Annotated in this window: 26 protein-coding genes and 1 pseudogene; 24 read left to right on the forward strand and 3 right to left on the reverse strand. The window is 36.8% G+C overall.

Features of this window, described 5'->3' with window-relative positions:
* The first annotated feature begins 162 nt into the window (after positions 1-162).
* From RTP52_RS03825 to truA, 13 genes are all read left to right on the forward strand, one after another.
* Positions 163-816: an adenylate kinase gene (locus RTP52_RS03825; protein ID WP_312100826.1), complete on the forward strand. Its 654-nt coding sequence runs from the start codon at positions 163-165 to the stop codon at positions 814-816.
* 84 nt (positions 817-900) lie between these two features.
* Positions 901-1,656, forward strand: coding sequence for a type I methionyl aminopeptidase (map, locus tag RTP52_RS03830; protein ID WP_312369304.1), 756 nt, complete (start codon positions 901-903; stop codon positions 1,654-1,656).
* Between the two features lie 69 nt (positions 1,657-1,725).
* Complete coding sequence (infA, locus tag RTP52_RS03835) at positions 1,726-1,944, forward strand: translation initiation factor IF-1 (protein WP_012201639.1); 219 nt, start codon at positions 1,726-1,728, stop codon at positions 1,942-1,944.
* 191 nt (positions 1,945-2,135) lie between these two features.
* Positions 2,136-2,249, forward strand: coding sequence for a 50S ribosomal protein L36 (rpmJ, locus tag RTP52_RS03840; RefSeq protein WP_012201638.1), 114 nt, complete (start codon positions 2,136-2,138; stop codon positions 2,247-2,249).
* A 582-nt stretch (positions 2,250-2,831) separates the two neighbouring features.
* Positions 2,832-3,200 carry a 30S ribosomal protein S13 gene (gene rpsM, locus RTP52_RS03845; RefSeq protein WP_029503021.1) on the forward strand — a complete coding sequence of 123 codons (369 nt, stop codon included), beginning with the start codon at positions 2,832-2,834 and terminating at the stop codon, positions 3,198-3,200.
* 62 nt (positions 3,201-3,262) lie between these two features.
* Positions 3,263-3,661 carry a 30S ribosomal protein S11 gene (gene rpsK / locus RTP52_RS03850; RefSeq protein ID WP_312100837.1) on the forward strand — a complete coding sequence of 133 codons (399 nt, stop codon included), beginning with the start codon at positions 3,263-3,265 and terminating at the stop codon, positions 3,659-3,661.
* Between the two features lie 16 nt (positions 3,662-3,677).
* A complete protein-coding gene (rpsD, locus tag RTP52_RS03855; protein WP_312100840.1) occupies positions 3,678-4,274 on the forward strand; it encodes a 30S ribosomal protein S4 in 597 nt (198 codons plus the stop codon).
* Positions 4,275-4,346: 72 nt separating this feature from the next.
* The gene (locus tag RTP52_RS03860) at positions 4,347-5,306 is read left to right on the forward strand and encodes a DNA-directed RNA polymerase subunit alpha (RefSeq protein ID WP_312100843.1); all 960 of its coding nucleotides are present in this window, start codon (positions 4,347-4,349) and stop codon (positions 5,304-5,306) included.
* 24 nt (positions 5,307-5,330) lie between these two features.
* Positions 5,331-5,867: a bL17 family ribosomal protein gene (locus tag RTP52_RS03865; RefSeq protein WP_012201633.1), complete on the forward strand. Its 537-nt coding sequence runs from the start codon at positions 5,331-5,333 to the stop codon at positions 5,865-5,867.
* Between the two features lie 314 nt (positions 5,868-6,181).
* The gene (locus RTP52_RS03870; RefSeq protein ID WP_312105904.1) at positions 6,182-7,051 is read left to right on the forward strand and encodes an energy-coupling factor transporter ATPase; all 870 of its coding nucleotides are present in this window, start codon (positions 6,182-6,184) and stop codon (positions 7,049-7,051) included.
* Positions 7,032-7,895: an energy-coupling factor transporter ATPase gene (locus RTP52_RS03875; protein WP_312369309.1), complete on the forward strand. Its 864-nt coding sequence runs from the start codon at positions 7,032-7,034 to the stop codon at positions 7,893-7,895. The genes RTP52_RS03870 and RTP52_RS03875 overlap by 20 nt, the downstream gene beginning before the upstream one ends.
* Entirely contained in the window at positions 7,892-8,704 is an 813-nt protein-coding gene (locus tag RTP52_RS03880; RefSeq protein WP_312105902.1) for an energy-coupling factor transporter transmembrane component T family protein, read from the forward strand. Before RTP52_RS03875 ends, RTP52_RS03880 begins: the two co-directional genes overlap by 4 nt.
* 255 nt (positions 8,705-8,959) lie before the next feature.
* A complete protein-coding gene (truA, locus tag RTP52_RS03885; protein ID WP_312369311.1) occupies positions 8,960-9,697 on the forward strand; it encodes a tRNA pseudouridine(38-40) synthase TruA in 738 nt (245 codons plus the stop codon).
* Between the two features lie 21 nt (positions 9,698-9,718).
* Here the strand turns inward: truA and RTP52_RS03890 are convergent, their stop codons facing one another.
* Positions 9,719-10,777 carry a hypothetical protein gene (locus tag RTP52_RS03890; RefSeq protein WP_312369313.1) on the reverse strand — a complete coding sequence of 353 codons (1,059 nt, stop codon included), beginning with the start codon at positions 10,775-10,777 and terminating at the stop codon, positions 9,719-9,721.
* 575 nt (positions 10,778-11,352) lie between these two features.
* Here RTP52_RS03890 and rplM point away from each other — a divergent pair.
* Positions 11,353-11,787, forward strand: a complete 435-nt coding sequence (gene rplM, locus RTP52_RS03895) for a 50S ribosomal protein L13 (RefSeq protein ID WP_012201623.1) — start codon at positions 11,353-11,355, stop codon at positions 11,785-11,787.
* A gap of 25 nt (positions 11,788-11,812) precedes the next feature.
* A complete protein-coding gene (gene rpsI / locus RTP52_RS03900) occupies positions 11,813-12,205 on the forward strand; it encodes a 30S ribosomal protein S9 (protein ID WP_012201622.1) in 393 nt (130 codons plus the stop codon).
* Between the two features lie 196 nt (positions 12,206-12,401).
* Here rpsI and RTP52_RS03905 read toward each other — a convergent pair.
* A pseudogene (locus tag RTP52_RS03905) lies at positions 12,402-12,593 on the reverse strand (tyrosine-type recombinase/integrase); the annotation flags it as partial.
* Positions 12,594-12,728: 135 nt separating this feature from the next.
* Here RTP52_RS03905 and RTP52_RS03910 point away from each other — a divergent pair.
* The 7 genes from RTP52_RS03910 (at position 12,729) to RTP52_RS03940 (ending at position 17,488) form a co-directional block, all read left to right on the forward strand.
* A complete protein-coding gene (locus RTP52_RS03910) occupies positions 12,729-13,040 on the forward strand; it encodes a helix-turn-helix transcriptional regulator (RefSeq protein ID WP_312102123.1) in 312 nt (103 codons plus the stop codon).
* A gap of 194 nt (positions 13,041-13,234) precedes the next feature.
* Positions 13,235-14,083 carry an alpha/beta hydrolase gene (locus tag RTP52_RS03915; RefSeq protein ID WP_312369314.1) on the forward strand — a complete coding sequence of 283 codons (849 nt, stop codon included), beginning with the start codon at positions 13,235-13,237 and terminating at the stop codon, positions 14,081-14,083.
* Positions 14,070-14,210 (forward strand): hypothetical protein, encoded by a 141-nt coding sequence (locus tag RTP52_RS03920; RefSeq protein ID WP_312369316.1) that lies wholly within the window; start codon positions 14,070-14,072, stop codon positions 14,208-14,210. Before RTP52_RS03915 ends, RTP52_RS03920 begins: the two co-directional genes overlap by 14 nt.
* Before the next feature lie 28 nt (positions 14,211-14,238).
* Positions 14,239-14,748 carry an SHOCT domain-containing protein gene (locus RTP52_RS03925; RefSeq protein ID WP_312369317.1) on the forward strand — a complete coding sequence of 170 codons (510 nt, stop codon included), beginning with the start codon at positions 14,239-14,241 and terminating at the stop codon, positions 14,746-14,748.
* Between the two features lie 230 nt (positions 14,749-14,978).
* Positions 14,979-15,128 (forward strand): hypothetical protein, encoded by a 150-nt coding sequence (locus RTP52_RS03930; protein WP_312369319.1) that lies wholly within the window; start codon positions 14,979-14,981, stop codon positions 15,126-15,128.
* A gap of 513 nt (positions 15,129-15,641) precedes the next feature.
* A complete protein-coding gene (locus tag RTP52_RS03935) occupies positions 15,642-16,253 on the forward strand; it encodes a TetR/AcrR family transcriptional regulator (protein WP_312369321.1) in 612 nt (203 codons plus the stop codon).
* Positions 16,250-17,488 carry a cation:proton antiporter gene (locus RTP52_RS03940; protein ID WP_312369323.1) on the forward strand — a complete coding sequence of 413 codons (1,239 nt, stop codon included), beginning with the start codon at positions 16,250-16,252 and terminating at the stop codon, positions 17,486-17,488. Before RTP52_RS03935 ends, RTP52_RS03940 begins: the two co-directional genes overlap by 4 nt.
* A gap of 244 nt (positions 17,489-17,732) precedes the next feature.
* On the opposite strand, the gene RTP52_RS03945 is transcribed toward RTP52_RS03940, so the two are convergent.
* Entirely contained in the window at positions 17,733-18,461 is a 729-nt protein-coding gene (locus RTP52_RS03945) for an SDR family NAD(P)-dependent oxidoreductase (RefSeq protein WP_312369325.1), read from the reverse strand.
* 278 nt (positions 18,462-18,739) lie between these two features.
* Between RTP52_RS03945 and RTP52_RS03950 the strand changes: the two genes are divergently transcribed.
* Positions 18,740-20,269, forward strand: coding sequence for a glycoside hydrolase family 43 protein (locus RTP52_RS03950; RefSeq protein WP_312369327.1), 1,530 nt, complete (start codon positions 18,740-18,742; stop codon positions 20,267-20,269).
* Between the two features lie 149 nt (positions 20,270-20,418).
* A partial coding sequence (locus RTP52_RS03955) for an AAC(3) family N-acetyltransferase (protein ID WP_312369328.1) occupies positions 20,419-20,805 on the forward strand: 387 nt, incomplete at its 3' end.

Raw genomic sequence — 20,805 nt, forward strand, 5'->3', positions numbered from 1 at the left:
CAATAGGGATGTACGGTAAGTCGTTACCTATTGTATTACTAACATAGGAGCTGTAGTAAAAGACACTTTTGCTTCAGCTCCTATCGTTGGTTTATTCATGACAAGGAAAAAGTTCGCCAAGCGTGCTTTTTATTGTTAAATAATAGGAGGATAATGAATACCATGAAAATTATTATGTTAGGTGCTCCAGGAGCGGGGAAAGGAACACAAGCGAAAAAAATAGCAGAAAAGTACAAAATTCCACATATTTCAACAGGAGATATCTTTCGAGCAAATATTAAGAATAATACGGAGCTCGGGGCAAAAGCGAAAGAGTATATGGACCAGGGGTTACTAGTTCCAGATGAAATTACTTTAGATATGGTTATGGATCGTTTTGCACAGGATGACTGTAAGAATGGATATGTATTGGATGGTTTTCCAAGAACAATTCCTCAGGCAGATGCTTTAAATAAAGCGCTGGTAGAGGTAGGAGAACAAATTGATTATGCTATTAATATCGAAGTTCCGGATGAATTAATTGTTTCTCGTATGTCTGGAAGAAGAGCATGTGTATCATGCGGCGGAACCTATCATGTGGTATTTACTCCTACCAAAAAGGAAGGCATCTGTGATGCTTGTGGAGGAGAGCTGATCATACGTGATGACGATAAGCCAGAAACGGTAGCAAAACGTCTTAACGTATATCATAATCAGACACAACCGTTAATAAATTATTATCATGGACTCGGGCTATTAGAGGAAGTGGATGGTACGAAGGACGCATTAGAAGTATTCGAAGATATTATCGGCATTCTTGGGAAAGTAGCACAGTAAATAGCGAGTTACGAAAAAGAAGCAGAATCACGAATTTGAGCTTTCGCCCAAATTCGCAGGCTTGTGACAGAATGGAGATTACGAATGTCAGTAACAATTAAATCTGCAAAAGAAATAGAGTTAATGAGAGAAGCTGGGAAAATTCTAGCCGAAGTGCACGATGCACTGGAACAAATGATAAAGCCTGGCATCTCTACTCTCGATATTGATAAACTAGCAACAGAAAAAATACGTTCCTTTGGATGTACTCCATCCTTTCTAAATTATAATGGATATCCAGCTTCGGTATGTGTATCATTAAATGATGAAGTAGTTCATGGAATTCCAAAGAAAAGTCGCATTATAAAAGAAGGCGATATCGTTAGTCTAGATGCTGGAGTTATCTATCAGGGCTATCATTCTGACGCAGCGAGAACCATAGCGGTTGGAAATGTGTCGAAAGAGGCCGAACTGCTGATTAATGTTACAAAGCAAAGCTTTTTTGAAGGTATGAAATATGCAAAAGAAGGTAATCATCTACATGATATCTCTGCTGCTATTGAGGACTATGTAATCGCTCATGGATTTACCTGTGTTAAAGACCTAGTGGGGCATGGAATAGGAACACAGATGCATGAGGATCCACAGATACCAAACTTCAGACAAAAGAGAAGGGGTATTCGGTTGGAGCCTGGTATGACTCTTGCTATTGAACCAATGGTGAATGCAGGAAGCCATGAAGTGTGGTGCTTAGAAGATGATTGGACGATAGCGACTCAGGACGGAAGTCTGTCCGCGCACTATGAAAATACAATCGTAATAACAACCGGAGAACCGGAAATATTGTCACTGAGATGGTAGTAATTTTTGCTAACTAGCAAATATACCATCGTTATAATTTGGCGCTAAATAGCCAGAATGGAGGTTAGGATGTCAAAGACCGATGTTGTAGAAATTGAAGGAACCGTAATTGAGAAACTACCAAACGCAATGTTTTCAGTAGAACTTGAGAACGGACACAGAGTGTTGGCCCATATCAGTGGAAAGCTTAGAATGAACTTCATTAAAATTGTGCCTGGTGATAAGGTAACTTTAGAGTTGTCCCCATACGATTTAACGAAGGGTAGAATTATCTGGAGAGATAAATAAGTAGCGAAAGAAGGTTGAAGTTAGTACAATTCAACCATAACTTCTGTCAATTTTGTGGGCAAGCCCACAGTAATACAAGCAAGAAAATTAAGAATAATTTTCTCGAAATTTATAGAAAAAATACTACTTGCTATTATAGTTTACACATGATATAATATAAGACGGACTTTTTTGAAAGGAGTGAATTGTCAATGAAGGTTAGATCTTCAGTTAAACCAATTTGCGAAAAATGTAAAATCATTAAAAGAAAGGGCGCAATCAGAGTTATCTGTGAGAACCCAAAACACAAACAAAGACAAGGCTAATTCAATTAATCTGTGCGATTAATTGTTTCCATAGAGTGCATTTTGTACTTATATAGAAATAGTTCTTGCTTTCTGTGTTACAATCACCTGTACTAGGAGTCTGAAAAAAATTTAGGCCCTAAGTCAAATATTGCGGCACTGCTCTTATTATAGAGAGTGAACCGACAGGTATTATTGTGATATTGTGGGTCAAAGTGAATCTTTGATTTTAGAGTTAGGTGTCATTATCATCTACTCTTTCAGTACATTCGCAATGTATTGTCACAATTTAAAGCGGCTGACGTAATGACATCCGCTAGAGGTGTCTTTTTTTATGGGAATTACTACCCTAAGAACATTCTCGCGTTGACACACCAGGGTGTGTTGTTCATTACGCTTATTTAAGAGGGGTAGGACGTTGTCTTATCCTAGGTAAGAGTTTATCTAAACTTTTACCGACAACCAGTTCCTAAGTGGAATTTCGGTTGTTGAAGGTAACTTATATGATAAGAGCTGGAACATAAGGTATACATTTCACTTGTCCTTAGGGACATGATACCAAGATGTCTTGCTCAATACAATTAACGGAGGTGCAATGGTCACATGGCTCGTATTAGTGGTGTAGACTTACCAAGAGAGAAACGTGTAGAAATCGGACTTACTTATGTATATGGTATCGGTAGAGTAAGCTCCAACCGTATCCTTGCTAAAGCTGGAGTTAACCCAGACACTCGTGTTAGAGATTTAACTGACGAAGAAGTGGCAAAGATTCGTGATGTCATCGATGAGACAATGTTAGTAGAAGGTGACTTAAGAAGAGAAATCGCTCTTAACATCAAGAGATTACAGGAAATCGGATGCTATAGAGGAATCCGTCACAGAAAAGGTCTTCCAGTTCGTGGACAGAAGACTAAAACAAACGCTAGAACTAGAAAAGGTCCTAAGCGTACTGTTGCTAATAAGAAGAAATAGTCTCATGTAGTATAACATGAGCCATTTATTACGATGTAAAAAATCCAATAGGAGGGTTTGAAATGGCTAAGAAGATAGCAGCTAAAAAAGTGACAAAGAAGCGTGTTAAAAAGAACGTCGATCGTGGACAGGCACATATTCAGTCATCTTTTAATAATACAATTGTTACCTTAACAGACGCTGAAGGTAACGCTCTTTCATGGGCAAGTGCAGGTGGATTAGGATTTAGAGGTTCTAGAAAGTCAACTCCATATGCAGCGCAGATGGCAGCTGAAACTGCAGCTAAGGCAGCTTTAGTTCATGGTTTAAGAACTGTAGAAGTTATGGTTAAGGGTCCTGGTTCAGGTAGAGAAGCAGCAATTCGTGCACTTCAGGCTTGTGGTATCGAAGTAACAAGTATTAAAGATGTTACTCCAGTTCCTCATAACGGCTGTAGACCACCAAAACGCAGAAGAGTCTAATAGGAGGTAAATTAAGATGGCAAGAGATATGAGTCCTGTTTTAAAGAGATGTAGAGCTCTTGGTCTTGAACCAACATTTTTGGGAATTGACAAGAAGTCTAATAGAAACTTTGCGAGAGCGGGTAAAAAAGTTAGTGAGTACGGTACTCAGTTAAGAGAAAAACAAAAGGCAAAATTCATCTATGGTGTATTAGAGAAGCCTTTCAGAAACAACTTCGATAAAGCTAAGAAGTTAAAATACGGTACAACCGGTGAGAATTTAATGATTCTCCTTGAGTTAAGACTTGATAATGTTATGTTCCGTATGGGATATGGCAGAACAAGAACAGAGGCAAGACAGATTGTTGACCATAAGCACGTATTAGTTAACGGCAAGTGTGTAAATATTCCTTCTTACCAGGTAAAAGCTGGCGATGTTATTTCTATTAAAGAAAAATGTAAGTCTGCTCAGAGATACAAAGATATTTTAGAAGTAACCGATGGAAGAACTGTACCAGCATGGTTAGAAGCTGATCATGAGAATTTAACAGGTACTGTAAAGGAAATCCCTACAAGAGATCAAATTGATGTTCCTGTAAACGAAGTGCTTATCGTCGAGTTGTACTCTAAATAATAAGAAGCAAATAACCTATTATTTTTCTTATGTTTGGAATACCCTCAAAAAAACCCATAAGGAGGGTCTACTGTGTTTGATTTTGAAAAACCAAAAATTGAGATAGCTGACATTTCAGAAGATAAGAAATATGGCCGATTTGTTGTCGAGCCCCTTGAGAGAGGATATGGTACAACACTTGGCAATTCTTTGAGAAGAATTATGCTTTCATCTTTACCTGGTGCTGCTGTCAGTCAAGTTAAAATTGACGGCGTTGTTCATGAATTCTCTCCAATTCCTGGTGTTAAGGAAGATGTGACTGAAATTATTATGAACATTAAGAGCCTAGCAATTAAAAACACAAGCGAGACGAATGAGCCAAAGACTGCTTATATTGAGTTCGAAGGCGAAGGCGTGGTTAGAGCAGGCGATATCCAAGCAGATCCTGATATTGAGATATTAAATCCAGAATTAGTAATTGCAACTTTAAACGGTGGCTCTGATAGCAAACTGTATATTGAGTTAACAATTACAAAAGGCAGAGGTTATATCAGTGCAGATAAGAATAAAAACGATGATTTACCAATCGGTGTAATCGCAGTGGATTCTATTTACACTCCTGTTGAGCGTGTTAATTTAACAGTTGAAAATACTCGTGTTGGTCAGATTACCGATTTCGATAAACTGACACTTGATGTATTTACAAACGGAACCTTAGGTCCAGATGAAGCTGTTAGCTTGGCTGCAAAAGTATTAAGCGAGCACTTAAACTCCTTCATTGATCTTTCCGAGAATGCTAAGACTGCTGAAGTCATGGTAGAGAAGGAAGACAATGAAAAAGAAAAAGTGTTAGAGATGAATATCGATGAGTTAGAATTGTCTGTTCGTTCTTACAACTGTTTGAAGAGAGCGGGAATTAATACTGTCGAAGAATTATGTAACAGAACTTCTGAAGATATGATGAAGGTAAGAAACCTTGGACGTAAGTCATTAGAAGAAGTATTAGCTAAGCTCAAAGAGCTTGGATTATCATTAAATTTGAGCGACGATTAAGTTCGAAGCTAAGGAGGTTAAAAAATGGCAGGCTACAGAAAACTTGGAAGAACTTCAAGTCAGAGAAAAGCATTGTTAAGAAATCAAGTAACCAATCTCTTATACAATGGCAAGATTGTAACTACCGAGGCAAAAGCGAAAGAAATTCGTAGAATTGCTGAAGGTATGATTGCTCTTGCTGTTAAAGAGAAGGATAACTTTGAAACTGTTACAGTAACTGCTAAGGTTGCTCGTAAAGATAAAGATGGTAAGAGAGTAAAGGAAGTTGTGAATGGTAAGAAAGTAGACGTTTATGATAGCGTTGAAAAGACTATTCAGAAGGATAAGGCATCCAGACTTCACGCTAGAAGAAAGATGTTAGCTTACCTTTACCCTGTAACTGAAGTTCCAGCAGAAGCTGCAGGAAAGAAGAAAAACACAAAGGAAGTTGATTTAACTGAAAAGTTATTCAACGAAATCGCTCCTAAGTATGTTAGCCGTAATGGTGGTTACACAAGAATCATCAAGATCGGTCAACGTAAGGGCGATGCTGCTATGGAAGTTTTAATTGAGCTTGTTTAATTTCTAATAAAGCAGTACCTTTGTCACAGTAAGTATTATTTTTATAAACTTATTGTGAGATAACATAGGAATAGTTGGACTGCCTCGAAGTGATTCGGGGCAGTTTTTTGATTTACAAGAAATTGCACCACAATTTTCTATAAATCAAAAAACTCTTATAATTAATGTTTTAACTATTGATTATGCCATAAACTAAATATCATAAAGGCTAGATTTCGTTACTTGCTTGAAAAATTCATTGCAAAGTTATCCAGAATACAATACAATGTAAATTGACATTCGACAATAATACTATAAGAAATGAGATATGCTATATGAGAATGATAGATGCTAAAAATTTAGTATTTGAATATATTCGTCGTGATGAAGAAGGAAATGTTGAGGCGATTAATCGAGCACTTGATGAAGTTACCTTAGATGTTTCAGAAGGTGACTTTGTCGCTATACTAGGACATAATGGATCCGGTAAATCCACGATGGCAAAACACATCAATGCTATCTTGATACCTAGCGAAGGAACACTTTATGTCAACGGATTTGATACAAAGGATGAGGAAAAAATCTGGGATATAAGACAATCAGCAGGTATGGTATTTCAAAATCCAGACAATCAGATTATTGCTACCGTAGTTGAAGAGGACGTAGGATTTGGTCCTGAAAATCTTGGTGTACCTACAGAAGAGATATGGCAAAGAGTAGAAGAAAGTCTAAAAGCTGTTGGAATGTATGAATACCGAAGCCATTCTCCGAATAAATTGTCTGGTGGTCAAAAGCAGAGGGTTGCAATAGCAGGTATTATGGCGATGCGTCCAAAGTGTATCATTTTAGATGAGCCGACAGCAATGCTAGATCCGAATGGAAGAAAAGAAGTTATCAAAACAATAAGAGATTTAAATAAAAAGGAAAAAGTAACAGTATTATTGATAACACACTATATGGATGAAGTAATTCATGCGGATAAGGTGATTGTTATGGATTCCGGTAAAGTTGTAATGCAGGGAACTCCGCGAGAAATTTTTAGCCAGGTTGATAAGTTAAAGAGATATCGCTTGGATGTACCTCAGGTTACAGAACTTGCATACGAATTAAAGAAACAGGGAATGCCGCTTCCGGATGGTATTCTAACTAGAGAAGAGTTCGTAGAGGCAATGATGGAGGTACGCAATGGCGCTTTTACTAGATAACGTAAGCTATGTTTATGGTGGCGGTACTGCTTATGAAAAACAGGCATTAAAAAATATTAATCTTGAAATTCCAGATGGACAATTTATTGGTTTAATTGGACATACTGGTTCTGGTAAATCAACATTAATTCAGCATTTAAATGGCTTGATGAAACCATCAAACGGTACAGTGTACTTTAATGGAGCTGATATTGGTGCAGAGAATTTTCATAAGAAGGAATTACGTAGTAAGGTTGGTTTAGTATTTCAGTATCCGGAGCATCAGTTATTTGAAACTACAGTGCTAAAAGATGTTCAATTTGGACCTAAAAACTTAGATTTACCTCAACTCGAGGTTGATTTAAGGGCATACGATGCGCTTAAGATGGTAGGTATCACAGATGATTTGTACGATGCGTCCCCATTTGAATTATCAGGTGGACAAAAAAGAAGGGTAGCTATCGCTGGAGTCTTGGCGATGAAGCCTGAAGTATTAATTTTAGATGAGCCAACCGCTGGTCTTGACCCTATGGGTAGAGATGAGATATTAGACCAAATCGAGAAAATTCATAAAGAGAGAAAAATTACCGTAATATTAGTTTCTCACAGTATGGAGGATGTTGCAAAATACGTTGATAGAATTATTGTCATGAATAAAGGGGAGATTGCCTATGATGGTACTCCAAAGACAGTATTTTCACATTATAAAGAGCTTGAGAAAATTGGGCTTGCTGCTCCATCGGTAACCTATGTCATGCATGACCTTAATCAGATGCGAATCCCGGTATCAACGGATGCTACAACCGTGGAAGAGGCAAAGTTAGAGATTCTTGATTGGTGGCAACAAGAAAGGATAATTCGATGATTAGAGATATCACGATAGGACAATATTACCCTTCTGGCTCCATCATACATCGTTTAGATCCAAGAGTTAAACTAATTGGGACAATAGTGTATATTGTATCCATGTTTCTATTCGATACATTTTGGGGTTACCTTGTAACAGGGTTATTTTTGTTTGGTGTAATTAAGGCATCTAAGGTGCCTTTAAAATATATTGTAAAAGGACTCAAATCCGTAATTATATTGTTACTTTTTACGGTAAGCTTTAATCTGTTTTTGACACCCGGTGAACATGTATTAGTGCATTTTGGATTTATCATAATTACCACGGAGGGTATTCGATTTGCAATTTTTATGGGGCTTCGTTTGGTTCTATTAATCTTAGGTTCGTCCTTAATGACATTTACCACAACGCCAAACGAACTAACGGATGGGATTGAACGATTACTTGGATTCTTAAAGGTGTTACACGTACCAGTACATGAGGTGGCTATGATGATGTCCATCGCGCTTCGTTTCATTCCAATTTTATTGGAGGAAACTGATAAGATTATGAAGGCACAACAGGCACGTGGAGCGGATTTCGAAACTGGGAGCTTAATAAAAAGAGCTAAAGCAATGGTACCAATTTTGGTTCCTTTGTTTATCTCGGCATTTCGTCGTGCAGGAGACCTTGCTATGGCAATGGAGGCACGCTGTTATCGTGGAGGTAAGGGTAGGACAAAGATGAAGCCTTTAAAGTATAAGCCGAAGGATGCGGTAGCTTTTTGTGTATATGTAGTTTATATCGTCACCATCTTAGGTGTAGATCGATACTTACCTATGATATAGTGTGAAGTAGTAAAAAAATATGAATTAGTTTTCTAAGATTATTTATGATAGTATTATATGAGTGAGCAAATAGGTTCGCAATATTAATTAAGCTTCGCGTGTATATATAAAGCATTTTCACTTAATTTTAGTTGTAATAATGGTAGGAAAATCATTTGAAAAATAAGATTTGATTCATCAAGAAAGTTTTGTGCTTGTGCAATTTAGCACATACTTTAAATGTGTATAAGGCATATGTAGGAATGGGAGATTTTTGTGAAAAGAGTACTGTTAAAGGTAGCTTACGATGGAACGAATTATTGTGGCTGGCAGGTACAGCCGAATGCGAAAACCATCGAAGGTGTGTTGAATGAATGTTTAACTAAATTATTAAAAGAAGAGATTGTAGTGGTAGGTGCAAGCAGAACTGATGCTGGTGTACATGCTTATGGCAATGTCGCTGTATTTGATACTAATTCGAGAATTCCCGCAGAAAAACTATCGTATGCATTAAATGCACATTTACCAGAAGATATCGTGATTCAAGCTTCTATGGAGGTTGCGCCCGATTTTCATCCAAGGTATTGTGATACAAGAAAAACTTATGAATATCGGATCTATAACGCAACTTTCCCGCTTCCAACAAACCGGAGATATGCTCATTTTGTATATTACGATTTGGACTTAGAAGCAATGAGAAAAGCAGCGTCTTATTTAATTGGGGAGCATGACTTTGTAAGCTTTTGCTCTGCTAATACACAGGTAAAAGATACAACAAGGACAATTTATGATATTCAAATAGAGAAGGAACGAGAGCTTATCGTGATTCGTATTAAGGGAAATGGATTTCTTTATAATATGGTACGAATCATTACTGGTACACTCATTCAGGTTGGTACTCACCAATGGGAATCAGAACGAGTATTAGAAGCTCTTACAAAAAAAGATCGACAAGCTGCTGGACCTACTGCACCAGCTAAAGGGCTAACACTGGTGGAAATAGAATATTTATAAGAGGATATATACACCTATAGACTATAGGTCGTTCGGAATCTCCTCAAATTCCAATGTTGTATAATCATTTCCGTACATGACGCCTTGCGCAATTACTTTGTTATCATGTAAAATGAAATATGCATTTCGTTGTTGCCCTTCTCGTAGCAAATAGGCTATATATGTGCTACCGTTTCCTAGGTCTTTTATAGTAGTTGGCAGACCTAAATAAGCTGTCAAGTCTTTATAGCTCTCACCATTGTCAGTATAAAACATTGTGGCGTACAGTCCGCTCAAATTATCATTTTTCTCAGCTATCGGATTGTTGAAATAATAAATTACAGTATGGCCAGGATTATCGATTATCCAATTATCTGGTGGGAACAGCTTATAGCTTTTACCAAGCTCCCCGTATATCCAGATAACGGAGCCATCCGATTGTTTCAATATCTTATCCGGTTCACCGTTACGGTATGAGACATCTTCGAAGTTCGCGCCTAAATAAATCCTTGAGTAATGTGCAAAATAAAATTCAGATAGTTGAAGGTTTGCTGCCAGCAAATCATACAATTCAGCGCAGCTTATATCAAACGGTGATATCTGCCCGAAACGCTTGTGTAAATCATCAATCGTGAATGAATTAACGCTGCTAAGCTTATGAAGATCATCGTAAAGCAGCATATTGACCTTTTTAAGTCCTTTCATAGCGGAAAACAGCAGCAGTGCGTTGTTTTCCTTCACACTTTCAGGGAAGGTATCTAAACCATTTCCACCTCGATTGTAATTATTATAGTCAAACTCATACACAATGTTGATTTCATTGTCCGGTTCCAAAGAAAATGAGATATATTTCTGATAAGCTAGTAGAGGTAAGGATTCTACAAGCTGGCTTATCTGTTCGCTATTCACTCCAAAGGAGGTACGATTGTTAATAACATCTGAGACAAGCTTTTTTGTATAACCCAGACTCGTTAATAATTTGTTTTCATCACGGTTATCTTTGTTATTTACTTTACTCATCGTAAATCCTGCCAACAACACTGTCACCAATACGACAGCTGCTATGATAATTACACGCGATGATTTCCTGAAACTTAGCATGTTTTAATCCTCCTAAATAAATTTATTTTTTATGCCCATATTATTTCTAAAGGCATCTCTTCTTATATGTTGGTGTTACTGTTCTATTGAACTTCTATTATTCGCCAATCCAGACAATTTATTTCCATTTCCTATACTTTATCAACAAAGGAGGAAAACCATTCTTTTTTTAATTATAATTGGCGAATCAAATAACTTCAACCCTTAGTTCATTCTATACAAAGAACGTGGTAGCAGTTCAGCCACCCTAATTACTTACAATGTGACCATAGGCTGAGCTGTAGCAGAATGTGGAATAAACTCTAAAATACATAAAAACTCCAGTGTATCAATGATAGTCATTTTGAAAATGACTATTCACCACACCAAATCAGAAAATTTTAAAATTTACATAAAAATCAGTAGAATCCTGCTTGACACCAACTATTTTGTACTATATAATACACGAAGTGACTTAAATTAACCGCAAATGGTCTGAAAGCCATGAAATAGGGGCGTTTAGCGAATCGAAACATCAAAGCGGATTATGAAGGTCCGCTTAATAAAATACGAAATTATATTAAGGAGGTAAACCAATGAAAAGCTTTATGGCAAGTCCAGCAACTATTGAAAGAAAATGGTATGTAGTTGACGCTACAGGACATACATTAGGACGTCTCTCTTCTGAGATCGCAAAAGTTTTAAGAGGTAAGAACAAGGCAATCTATACACCACACATCGATACAGGTGATTACGTAATCGTTGTCAATGCTGACAAGATTAAGGTAACAGGTAAGAAGATGGATCAGAAGATCTACTTCAGCCACTCTGATTATCCAGGTGGAGTAAGAGAAACTACATTAAAAGAAATGTTAGCAAAGAAGCCTGAAGATGTTATCACTCTTGCAGTGAAAGGCATGCTTCCAAAGGGACCTTTAGGAAGATCTATGTTAAACAAATTACACGTATACGCTGGTCCAGAGCATAACAACGCAGCTCAGAAACCAGAAGTACTTGAAATCAAATACTAATTCGGACTGAAAGGAGGAAATAACATTGGCTAAAGCAAAATATTACGGAACTGGTAGAAGAAAAAGTAGTATCGCTAGAGTTTACCTTGTACCTGGTACAGGTAAAGTAACAATAAATAAAAGAGATATGGATGCATATTTCGGTCTTGAGACATTAAAGCTTATCGCTCGTCAACCACTTGTATTAACAGAGACAGCTGATAAGTTCGATGTACTTGTTAACGTTCATGGTGGTGGTTTTACAGGTCAGGCAGGTGCTATCAGACATGGTATCTCCAGAGCCCTTTTACAGGCAGACGCTGATTACCGTCCAGCATTAAAGAAGGCAGGTTTCTTAACAAGAGATCCAAGAATGAAGGAAAGAAAGAAGTACGGCTTAAAAGCAGCTCGTCGTGCTCCACAGTTCTCCAAGAGATAATTTGCGGTCAACGCATTTATCAAGAAATGCCCGATTTTACAAGGGTTACAGACGTTGTGGAATGTTGTCAAACGCACTGGAATTTACTCTGTGTGCAACACGTTTGCAACAGGTGTGCAACAAAAATATTAGTAATAATTATAGGACATTTTTCAGTGAAGCGATTCGCTGGAAAGTGTCCTTTTTTCGTGTGATCTTAATTTAGTCCATCGACTAGCTCCTTAATATCAAACAGAGTATAAACATTCTCTATGAGTGTCATTGCTCCAGAGTGTCCTAAAGTCTTCTTGATAATCTTCTGATCCACACCAGCTTCCGCTAACATAGAAATACAGGAATGTCGGCTACAGTGAGGTGTGTGGTCAATCTTTAGCTGTTCCATCAATGGTTGGAAGTAGCTGTCATAATAGTTATAGAACTAAATAAACTTTAATAGAATCGTAACTGATGATATAATAATGCTATTAATTGGAATTACGAGAAGAACTGTTGTATAGCAAATTAAAAGAAAACGGGAGGTAACATGGACAGTATCTATAAGTTTTGTGCAAATGAGATTCCTAATGTCAATTTGACTAAAACAGGAAAAAAGTTAAAGGAATTACGGATTAGTGCTAATTTCACAGTGGAACAATTACAAAGGGTATTTGGATTCAATAACCCTACAACAATCTACAAATGGGAAGCAGGGCGGTGTTTGCCAGATATAAACAATATGTTTGTTCTAAAAGAATTATATAAGGTATCCTTAGAAAGCATCTATGTACTCGATAATGAGCCAGAGATGCTTTTTTTATCTGTTATTTATCTTATTCATGTTAGAATTAAACTATAAGTTTATAGATATTCGCAGGTTAATCAGATAAGATAATTCTTAGGTACATTTTAACAAAATGGAATTGGAGGAGGTTATTAGTGAGGCTGAGCAATATTATGAGTTATATTTAATGGATATTGTAGGGGTAGTACATTTAGTTTAATTTGCTAGAAATTTATATGAAAACAAGAATCATTGAGGAGGACAGAATTTTGAAAAAAATATCAGTAACATATAATGAAACAGAATGGCTATATGCACCAGAAGAATTGTATTGCAACATTGATGGATGTCAGCGAAAACTTCAGCTAATTATTCCATACCGAAGAGAATGGAAAGAGGACACCAGATATCCGGTTGTTTTATATGTACCTGGTGCTGCATGGCATAGACAGGAAATGTACAATGACATACCGAAGGTATGCAAATTGGCAGAGCATGAAATTGTGATTGCTATGGTGCAGCATCGAGAGTGCGATATTTCTATTTTTCCAGCTCAAATTGAAGATATACACCGAGCAGCATGCTATTTATTGGAGAACGCTCAGAGATTTCATATAGATCCTTCGCGAATATTCTTGGCTGGACATTCTGCGGGAGGTCATGTTGCATTGATGGCGGCTTTTACTAAGGCAAATGGTGTGTGGGGACCAGAAACAGTAGGTATGAAGGATTACGAAATAAAAGGTGTTATTGCTCAAGCAGCACCATCTGATTTAATGTTATGCCAGAAGGAACAGCTACCATTTTGGATGAAGATAAGACCTACTGCAGAATTGTTAGGAGTTGAACGAGTAGAGGAACATCCGGAGCTTGCAAAGCAGGGATCCTGTGAAATGTATATAAGAGAGAGCCTACCGTTGCCGCCCGTGGTTCTATTGCATGGAGATCAGGATTGTATTGTATCAGTAGAGCACAGTAGAAATCTGTATCAGGTATTAAAAGATAAAAAGAAATCAGTTGAATATTATGAACTAGAGGGCGTGGGGCATAGCGGAAATGCTTTTTGGTCGGAGGAAGTTTTAGAAATAATTAGAGACTTTTGCTATGATGAAGCCTAGCAACTGTCATGTTGTTGTGGGCTTTGCAGGAAGATGTGCCAAAGAATATAAGCGGGCGATGGATAAAGGGACAAGAAATGGAAAATCCTATGTGATTTATGGACAAAAATGGGATTTTATGAGATAATAAACAATATTATTGTGGAGGTGCTACAATGTGGTTTGTATGGCTTTTAGGAGTTATTATTCGGGGCGTTATTTGGGGATGTGCGACAAATGCTGTTGTTAATAACAAAGGTTATAATGAGAATTGGTTCTGGTGGGGCTTTTTCTTTGGCTTTATAGCGTTAATTGTTGCTTTGACAAAACCAGAGTGCTATAGCAGCTATGATTATCAGTCATCTTCGCTACTTAGTCAGGCGGCACAAGAAGAAAGCGGAAAAAGAATGCTTCGCAATGATGGTTGGAAATGTCAGTGTGGTAGAGTTAATCCAAGTTATACGGGAACTTGTGCTTGTGGACTTTCAAAAGATATGGTAGATGAGCAGAAAAAGAAAGCTGAGGAAGAGAGAAAGAAAGCTGAGGAAGAGAAAAAATCACAAGAAAAACTTGCAGAAGATAATTTGAAACTTGATAATTTGAAAAAAATGAAGGAATTATTAGACGTAGGTGCTATTAATCAAGAAGAGTATGATACAAAGAAAAAACAATTATTAGACATATAATTAGCCCAAAAGACTTCGCTAAAATGGCGAAGTCTTTTTAATAACAATTTATAAAGTGTGTCGCCAGAATTTTGGACTTTCACTTTAAAACTAAGTCCAATCAGTAAACCGCTATACGATTTTAAGTTTTTTTTCATATTATTCTCATCCATATGTTTTCCTCCTTGACTAATGGAGCTACTCCATACTTTATAATACCTGTAGTTATAAAAATATACAATGGTTATGAAGTGAAATTAACCAAGCCATTGCATAGAATACAATGGCACGCTGTGGTTCCAATGAATAGTGTTGCAGACAGAATTGAAGAAGAGAGAGGGTTTTTACGTGAAGCTTTAGCAGACACTCCACAAAAAGGACAGGCTTTAATTAATTATTAAGCTCCATGTATTTTAAAAGCAAATCAAAACAGGATTCTCTTGTGAACAGAACATTAATATAGAATAATTAGTTTGAATCACTTATAATTATTACGCCAATCACTTATGTGGTTGGCGTTTTGTGCGACAGTGAGTTGCTTTTCGGTCAAAAGTAGTGAGTGGTTGTCTAAATTATGAAGATAAAAGAAGGTTTTATATCATAGTGAATAAGCTATGCAATAAAACTTTCTTTTTGCTAATTACAATTGGAACAGATAGAAATTACGGGAGCCTAGAGTAGCTAAGCACTTAGTTATTTGACTTAGGTATAATTTTTAACATTAATATTAAAATAATGCGTAATTATATTGTTGACTAACCAGTCAACAGTTGGTAGAATGATAACAGACCAGATGGTCTATAAATATCTGTAAGGAATCGATTCATTTAGCAAAGCTTAAATCAACTGGTAGTTTAAAGCTTTCGTAGTTTAGGTATAAACGAACGGAATGATACTAAGAAAAGAGGTGCATAATGAAGAAAGAGGAAAAAACAGAATTAACAAGGGAAAAGATAATAAACGCTGCAAACTTTGAGTTCGGAACAAAAGGATATGAAGGGGCATCCCTAAATAATATATGCAACGATAACGGTATATCCAAAGGTCTTATCTACCATAATTTCAAAAGCAAAGATGAGATATATTTGCTTTGTGTAAGAAGATGCTTTGATACGATTACGGCATATTTACAGGAACTAAACGTGGACAGTGATATGCATCAGTATATGGAAATGCGATTTCGTTTTTTCTCGGAACATCCACTTTACGCCCGAATCTTTTTTGAATCGGTTTTACAGTCACCAAAACATCTAATAGAGGATATTAAAGAATTAAAAAAGGATTTTGATGAATTGAATATCAAAATCTATCGTTTGGCGCTATCAAAACTAACTTTGAGGGATAGCGTTACCGAACAGGAGGCAATCGAGTATTATAGCATGGTGCAGAATATGTTTCATGGTATATTTCAATACGGAGTTTTTCAAAACGATGATTTCACTGCACTTATGGATGCACATGAAACGAAGCTTGCTAAAATACTTGATTTGATGCTCTATGGAATTGCTAAGGAGGGAAAAAAATGATACTTTTATTATTAAGATTAGTAGCTGCAATTGTAATTGCGTATTTTGTTGGTAAACTAGTTTCTAAAGTTAAGTTACCAGCAATTCTTGGTTGGCTTATTGCTGGAATGATCCTTGGACCACATGCTTTTTCACTTATGAATCAAGAAATACTTGATGCCAAATGGTATGAGACAACGGTGCACATTCTAGAGTGTGCAGTAGGATTAATGATTGGTACTGAGCTTGTGTGGAAGCAAATTAAGAAGTCCGGGAAGTCAATTATTATAACGACATTGACCCAGTCGCTTGGAACCTTTCTTTTTGTATCATTGGTATTTGGAGTAGTTTTCTATTTTTCTGATATTCCTTTATACCTAGCTTTCATATTTGGTGGTATTGCTTTGGCAACTGCGCCAGCACCAGCACTTTCTATTGTAAGAGAATTTAAAACGGATGGACCTGTAACCAAAGCACTGATACCAATGGCAGCTCTTGATGATATGGTTGGTGTTGTTGTGTTTTTTACAACAATATCAATTATAGCATCAAATATTTCTGAAAAAAAATTACCTGCTTATCTGATAGTTTTAGTGGTAGTTTTACCACTTATAATTGGTGTTGTAACAGGCTTACTTGCTGGAGTTGTTTTAAAGAAAGAGCGTAAAGCACCAGCAACAATTGCATTGCTCATTGGAACCTTATTAATTGCGTCAGCTGTTGGTTTTCTATTTAATAACTATATAATGCCAAAACCAGTGTTAAACTTTATGCTAATTGGTATGGCATTTTCCGCTACTTTCGCTAATATGGTATCAGAGGAAAGACTAGAACAAATCATGGAGAATTTTAATCCAATATTAGGACTCTCAATGATTATTGTTATCTTAAATCTTGGAGCACCTCTTGATTATCATTTGATTTTGGGAGCAGGAGTATTTACCGCTATCTATATTATTGCAAGAGGCTTAGGAAAATATTTTGGAGCTTTATTCGGTGCAACAGTTACAAATTCACCAGACACTGTAAAAAAATATTTAGGATTAACACTATTACCCCATTCAGGGGTATCACTTGTATTTACAGGAATAGCTGTTTCCGTGCTTACTGCACCTGCACCAGAGTGTGCGAAAATCATACAAGGTACGATTGCAGCCGCTGCAGTTATTAATGAGATAATCGCTGTAATCATTGCTAAGAAAGGATTTGAATGGGCAGGAGAGTTTAATAAAAAAGCAGATGTTACAAATGGTTAACGCCATAAACTCTTATTCTATCCAATCTTAGACTTAATCGTACGGAACCAGCAAAAGCGCTTAAGAAGTAATAGGTAATAAATAATAAGAAGAAAAGAAAGTTTTACATTATAGCAATTAGCTATTTTGTAAAACTTTCTTTCTTAAATAAGTAAATATGAAAGAAAATTATAAATTTTCTTTCGCAAGGTATACTGAGCAGGCATGTTTTCAAGAGTAAAAAACTCTAGAAAATATTTTTAAATTATTCTTGTGCCTTTTTCACCGCATCCTCTAAGCTCATGCCATGAAATGATTGTGCATTAAATAGTCGTCCGCTTTTTTGATCATCAACAAAAGCACCGACAACAATACCTGGTATTACCGATTCTACGGAATTTGGAGCATAAGGTCCACCAAGATCAGTACGGCACCAACCTGGATCGGTTAGGTTTATTACAACATCGGTACCTTCTACTACCGAAGCTAAATCCTTGGTGAATTTATCAAGAGCTGCTTTACTTGCTGAGTATCCAGCTTGCTGAGGCTCATTTTGAATACCACTTGTTGTATTAATAATTCGTCCAAACCCTTTTTCTATCATCTTTGGTAAAAAGTGATAAGAAATCATGGCAGGGGCTATGGTATTAATCATAAAACTTGATGTAAAGTCTTCCACCGGGGTTTTAAAATAATCAGTGCGGTATGCAACCTGAACACCGGCATCATTAAAGATAAGAGATACCTCTACACCAAGGGAATCGATTTCTTCTAACATAAGTCTAACTTCATCAGGACGAAACAAATCTGCAGCTACGGAATAAGCATTGACACCAAGTTTTTTAACTTCTTCTGATACTTCATGAGTATGCTCTAATGAGCGGCTATGTAAGATGAGATTACATCCTTGATGAGCCATAAATAAGGCAATTTGATATCCTACACCTCTACTTGCACCGGTAATGAGAGCCCAACGTCCTTTAACATTAATCATACCATTCTCCCTTCCGCCGTCAAGCGACGGATCCTTTCTAATTCTGTATTCTATGCAAAAAGTATAACAAACCATACCACAAAACAATATAAGAAATATCAAAATAAATCGTATAAACCTATTGCAATAGCATCCATGATTTACTATCATTTTAATAAATGAGTAAATACTAAAATTAATTTATCGTATGAAAAAATAATTATTACTTTCATATCATGTCGGATACGATAGAAGCTAGTGATATAGCATGAATTTAAAGGTTTAAAGGGAGGGCTTATATGGAAACTAATCCGATTCTTCGATTGGATTATCCGGATCCAAATGTAATCCGTGTTGAAGATACGTATTATATGGTGAGTACAACGATGCATTTTATGCCAGGTTGTGAGATCTTGCGTTCTTATGATTTGATTCACTGGGAACACGCCACTTATGTTTATGAGGTTTTGGATAGTACACCAGCTCAGAGATTGCAGGATGAGGATAATATATACGGAAAAGGTATGTGGGCTGCTACATTTCGTTATAACAAAGGATTCTTTTATATCTTATTTGTAGCAAATGACACTAGAAAAACTTATCTCTACACGTCAAAACAGGTGATAGGACCATGGAAGAAGCAGCACGTGGAAGGATTTTATCATGATGCATCTCTTCTTTTTGACGATGATGACAGAGTTTATATAGTTTATGGGAATAAACAAATATTTATAACAGAATTAAGAGAAGATCTTCTAGGTCCTAAACTGGATGGACTTCACCGAATGATTATTTCCGAAGACTGGAACCCAATACTTGGTTATGAAGGTTCCCATATCTATAAAATACATAACAAATACTACATATTTCTTATTCATTCGGATGCAAAAGAGTGGAAACGAATTGAGGCTTGCTTTGTTTCAGATTCCTTAGATGGTACGTTTATTGGTGGAGATATACTAAATGATGATATGGGGTATCGAAACCAAGGCGTTGCGCAGGGGGGGATTGTTGATACGAAAGATGGAGAATGGTATGCCATTTTATTTCAAGATAGAGGAGCGGTTGGAAGGATTCCGGTATTAGTTCCAGTAACATGGAAGAATGATTATCCGGTGTTTGGTGAAGATGGTAAGGTACCGAAAGAGATAACGACCAATAGCCATAATCTTAAGTATATCTACCAACCCCTGGTGGGAAGTGATGATTTTATCTATGATTTCAATGGCATGGGAAAAGATAAGCTAAAGTCTTTTTGGCAGTGGAATCATGAACCTGATTCTAATTCTTGGTTTATTGATCAAGAAAAGAATGGCTATTGTATCCGTACTCAAAAGCTTGCTAAAGATATGACACAGACGAATAATACCTTAACGCAGCGAATGAAATTTCCTAGCTGTGCTGCCTTTGTCACTGTGGACGGTGCAAAGCTAAATGATGGTGATTTTGCCGGAATTGGAGCATTACAGGGATGCTTTGGCATGATAGCCTTAACTCGTGAAAATGGGAAATATTATATCTCTATGCAGGCTAGGAAGGCACCGAATACTTCTCTAGGGCAGGAATCGGAAAATGCCCATGGCATAGAGTACGCTAGAATTCCGGTGGAAAGCTCCGAAGTCACCTTAAAGCTTTCGGTTGATTTTATGAATCAGACAGATGAAGCAACATTTTATTATCTGACAGAGAATGGATTTATACAACTTGGCATCGTGCATTCCTTATACTTTAAGTTAGATCATTTTGCAGGATGCCGATTTGCATTGTTTACCTATTCTACGAAACAATATGGAGGCATCGCACGCTTTCATAATTTTGTTTATGAGTAAATAAGAGAAAGAATCGTAAGGAAGTTTAGGAAAGATAAGACTACTGTTTACAATTAATTCATTAGCTTGCTGGCTTACCTCATAATATGGTATGATAATGGGCATGAGGTCTGAGTTAGGATAGCAACATAAGTTAATGGAGGATTAGGATGCGAACAATTAGTCAATTAATAAGCGAAATCGAAGGGTTACACATCAAACCCACAGATACAGTTATGATACATACCTCTCTTAGAGCAATAGGAGAGATTGAAAACGGTGCAGAAGGGTTAATAAAGGCATTTACGGAGTATTTAAAGGATGGGCTTTTATTAATACCAACACATACATGGGCATTTATTAATGGAGATGGTCCAACGCTTGATTTAATACAACCGACAACCTGTATTGGAGCTCTACCTAATATAGCGGCATCTCACCCGCTTGGAAGAAGGTCTTACCACCCGACCCATTCAATGGCTGCGTTTGGTAGGCGGGCAGAGGAATATATTAGGGGAGAAGAGAATTCTGACACACCAGGTTCTCCAGAGGGGTGT

Origin of the sequence: Lachnoclostridium sp. (assembly GCF_031997925.1) — a bacterium.
GTDB lineage: Bacteria > Bacillota > Clostridia > Lachnospirales > Lachnospiraceae > Lachnoclostridium.

What these genes read in the sequence shown, in the direction of transcription:
- RTP52_RS03865 (WP_012201633.1), top strand. Translation starts at nt 5,331, where the DNA reads ATGGCAGGCTACAGAAAACTTGGAAGAACTTCAAGTCAGAGAAAAGCA.
- rpsD (WP_312100840.1), top strand. Translation starts at nt 3,678, where the DNA reads ATGGCAAGAGATATGAGTCCTGTTTTAAAGAGATGTAGAGCTCTTGGT.
- rpsK (WP_312100837.1), top strand. Translation starts at nt 3,263, where the DNA reads ATGGCTAAGAAGATAGCAGCTAAAAAAGTGACAAAGAAGCGTGTTAAA.
- RTP52_RS03910 (WP_312102123.1), top strand. Translation starts at nt 12,729, where the DNA reads ATGGACAGTATCTATAAGTTTTGTGCAAATGAGATTCCTAATGTCAAT.
- RTP52_RS03935 (WP_312369321.1), top strand. Translation starts at nt 15,642, where the DNA reads ATGAAGAAAGAGGAAAAAACAGAATTAACAAGGGAAAAGATAATAAAC.
- RTP52_RS03950 (WP_312369327.1), top strand. Translation starts at nt 18,740, where the DNA reads ATGGAAACTAATCCGATTCTTCGATTGGATTATCCGGATCCAAATGTA.
- RTP52_RS03825 (WP_312100826.1), top strand. Translation starts at nt 163, where the DNA reads ATGAAAATTATTATGTTAGGTGCTCCAGGAGCGGGGAAAGGAACACAA.
- rpmJ (WP_012201638.1), top strand. Translation starts at nt 2,136, where the DNA reads ATGAAGGTTAGATCTTCAGTTAAACCAATTTGCGAAAAATGTAAAATC.
- RTP52_RS03890 (WP_312369313.1), bottom strand. Translation starts at nt 10,777, where the DNA reads ATGCTAAGTTTCAGGAAATCATCGCGTGTAATTATCATAGCAGCTGTC.
- RTP52_RS03940 (WP_312369323.1), top strand. Translation starts at nt 16,250, where the DNA reads ATGATACTTTTATTATTAAGATTAGTAGCTGCAATTGTAATTGCGTAT.
- rplM (WP_012201623.1), top strand. Translation starts at nt 11,353, where the DNA reads ATGAAAAGCTTTATGGCAAGTCCAGCAACTATTGAAAGAAAATGGTAT.
- RTP52_RS03870 (WP_312105904.1), top strand. Translation starts at nt 6,182, where the DNA reads ATGAGAATGATAGATGCTAAAAATTTAGTATTTGAATATATTCGTCGT.
- rpsM (WP_029503021.1), top strand. Translation starts at nt 2,832, where the DNA reads ATGGCTCGTATTAGTGGTGTAGACTTACCAAGAGAGAAACGTGTAGAA.
- RTP52_RS03920 (WP_312369316.1), top strand. Translation starts at nt 14,070, where the DNA reads ATGATGAAGCCTAGCAACTGTCATGTTGTTGTGGGCTTTGCAGGAAGA.
- RTP52_RS03875 (WP_312369309.1), top strand. Translation starts at nt 7,032, where the DNA reads ATGGCGCTTTTACTAGATAACGTAAGCTATGTTTATGGTGGCGGTACT.
- RTP52_RS03880 (WP_312105902.1), top strand. Translation starts at nt 7,892, where the DNA reads ATGATTAGAGATATCACGATAGGACAATATTACCCTTCTGGCTCCATC.
- map (WP_312369304.1), top strand. Translation starts at nt 901, where the DNA reads ATGTCAGTAACAATTAAATCTGCAAAAGAAATAGAGTTAATGAGAGAA.
- infA (WP_012201639.1), top strand. Translation starts at nt 1,726, where the DNA reads ATGTCAAAGACCGATGTTGTAGAAATTGAAGGAACCGTAATTGAGAAA.
- RTP52_RS03945 (WP_312369325.1), bottom strand. Translation starts at nt 18,461, where the DNA reads ATGATTAATGTTAAAGGACGTTGGGCTCTCATTACCGGTGCAAGTAGA.
- RTP52_RS03925 (WP_312369317.1), top strand. Translation starts at nt 14,239, where the DNA reads ATGTGGTTTGTATGGCTTTTAGGAGTTATTATTCGGGGCGTTATTTGG.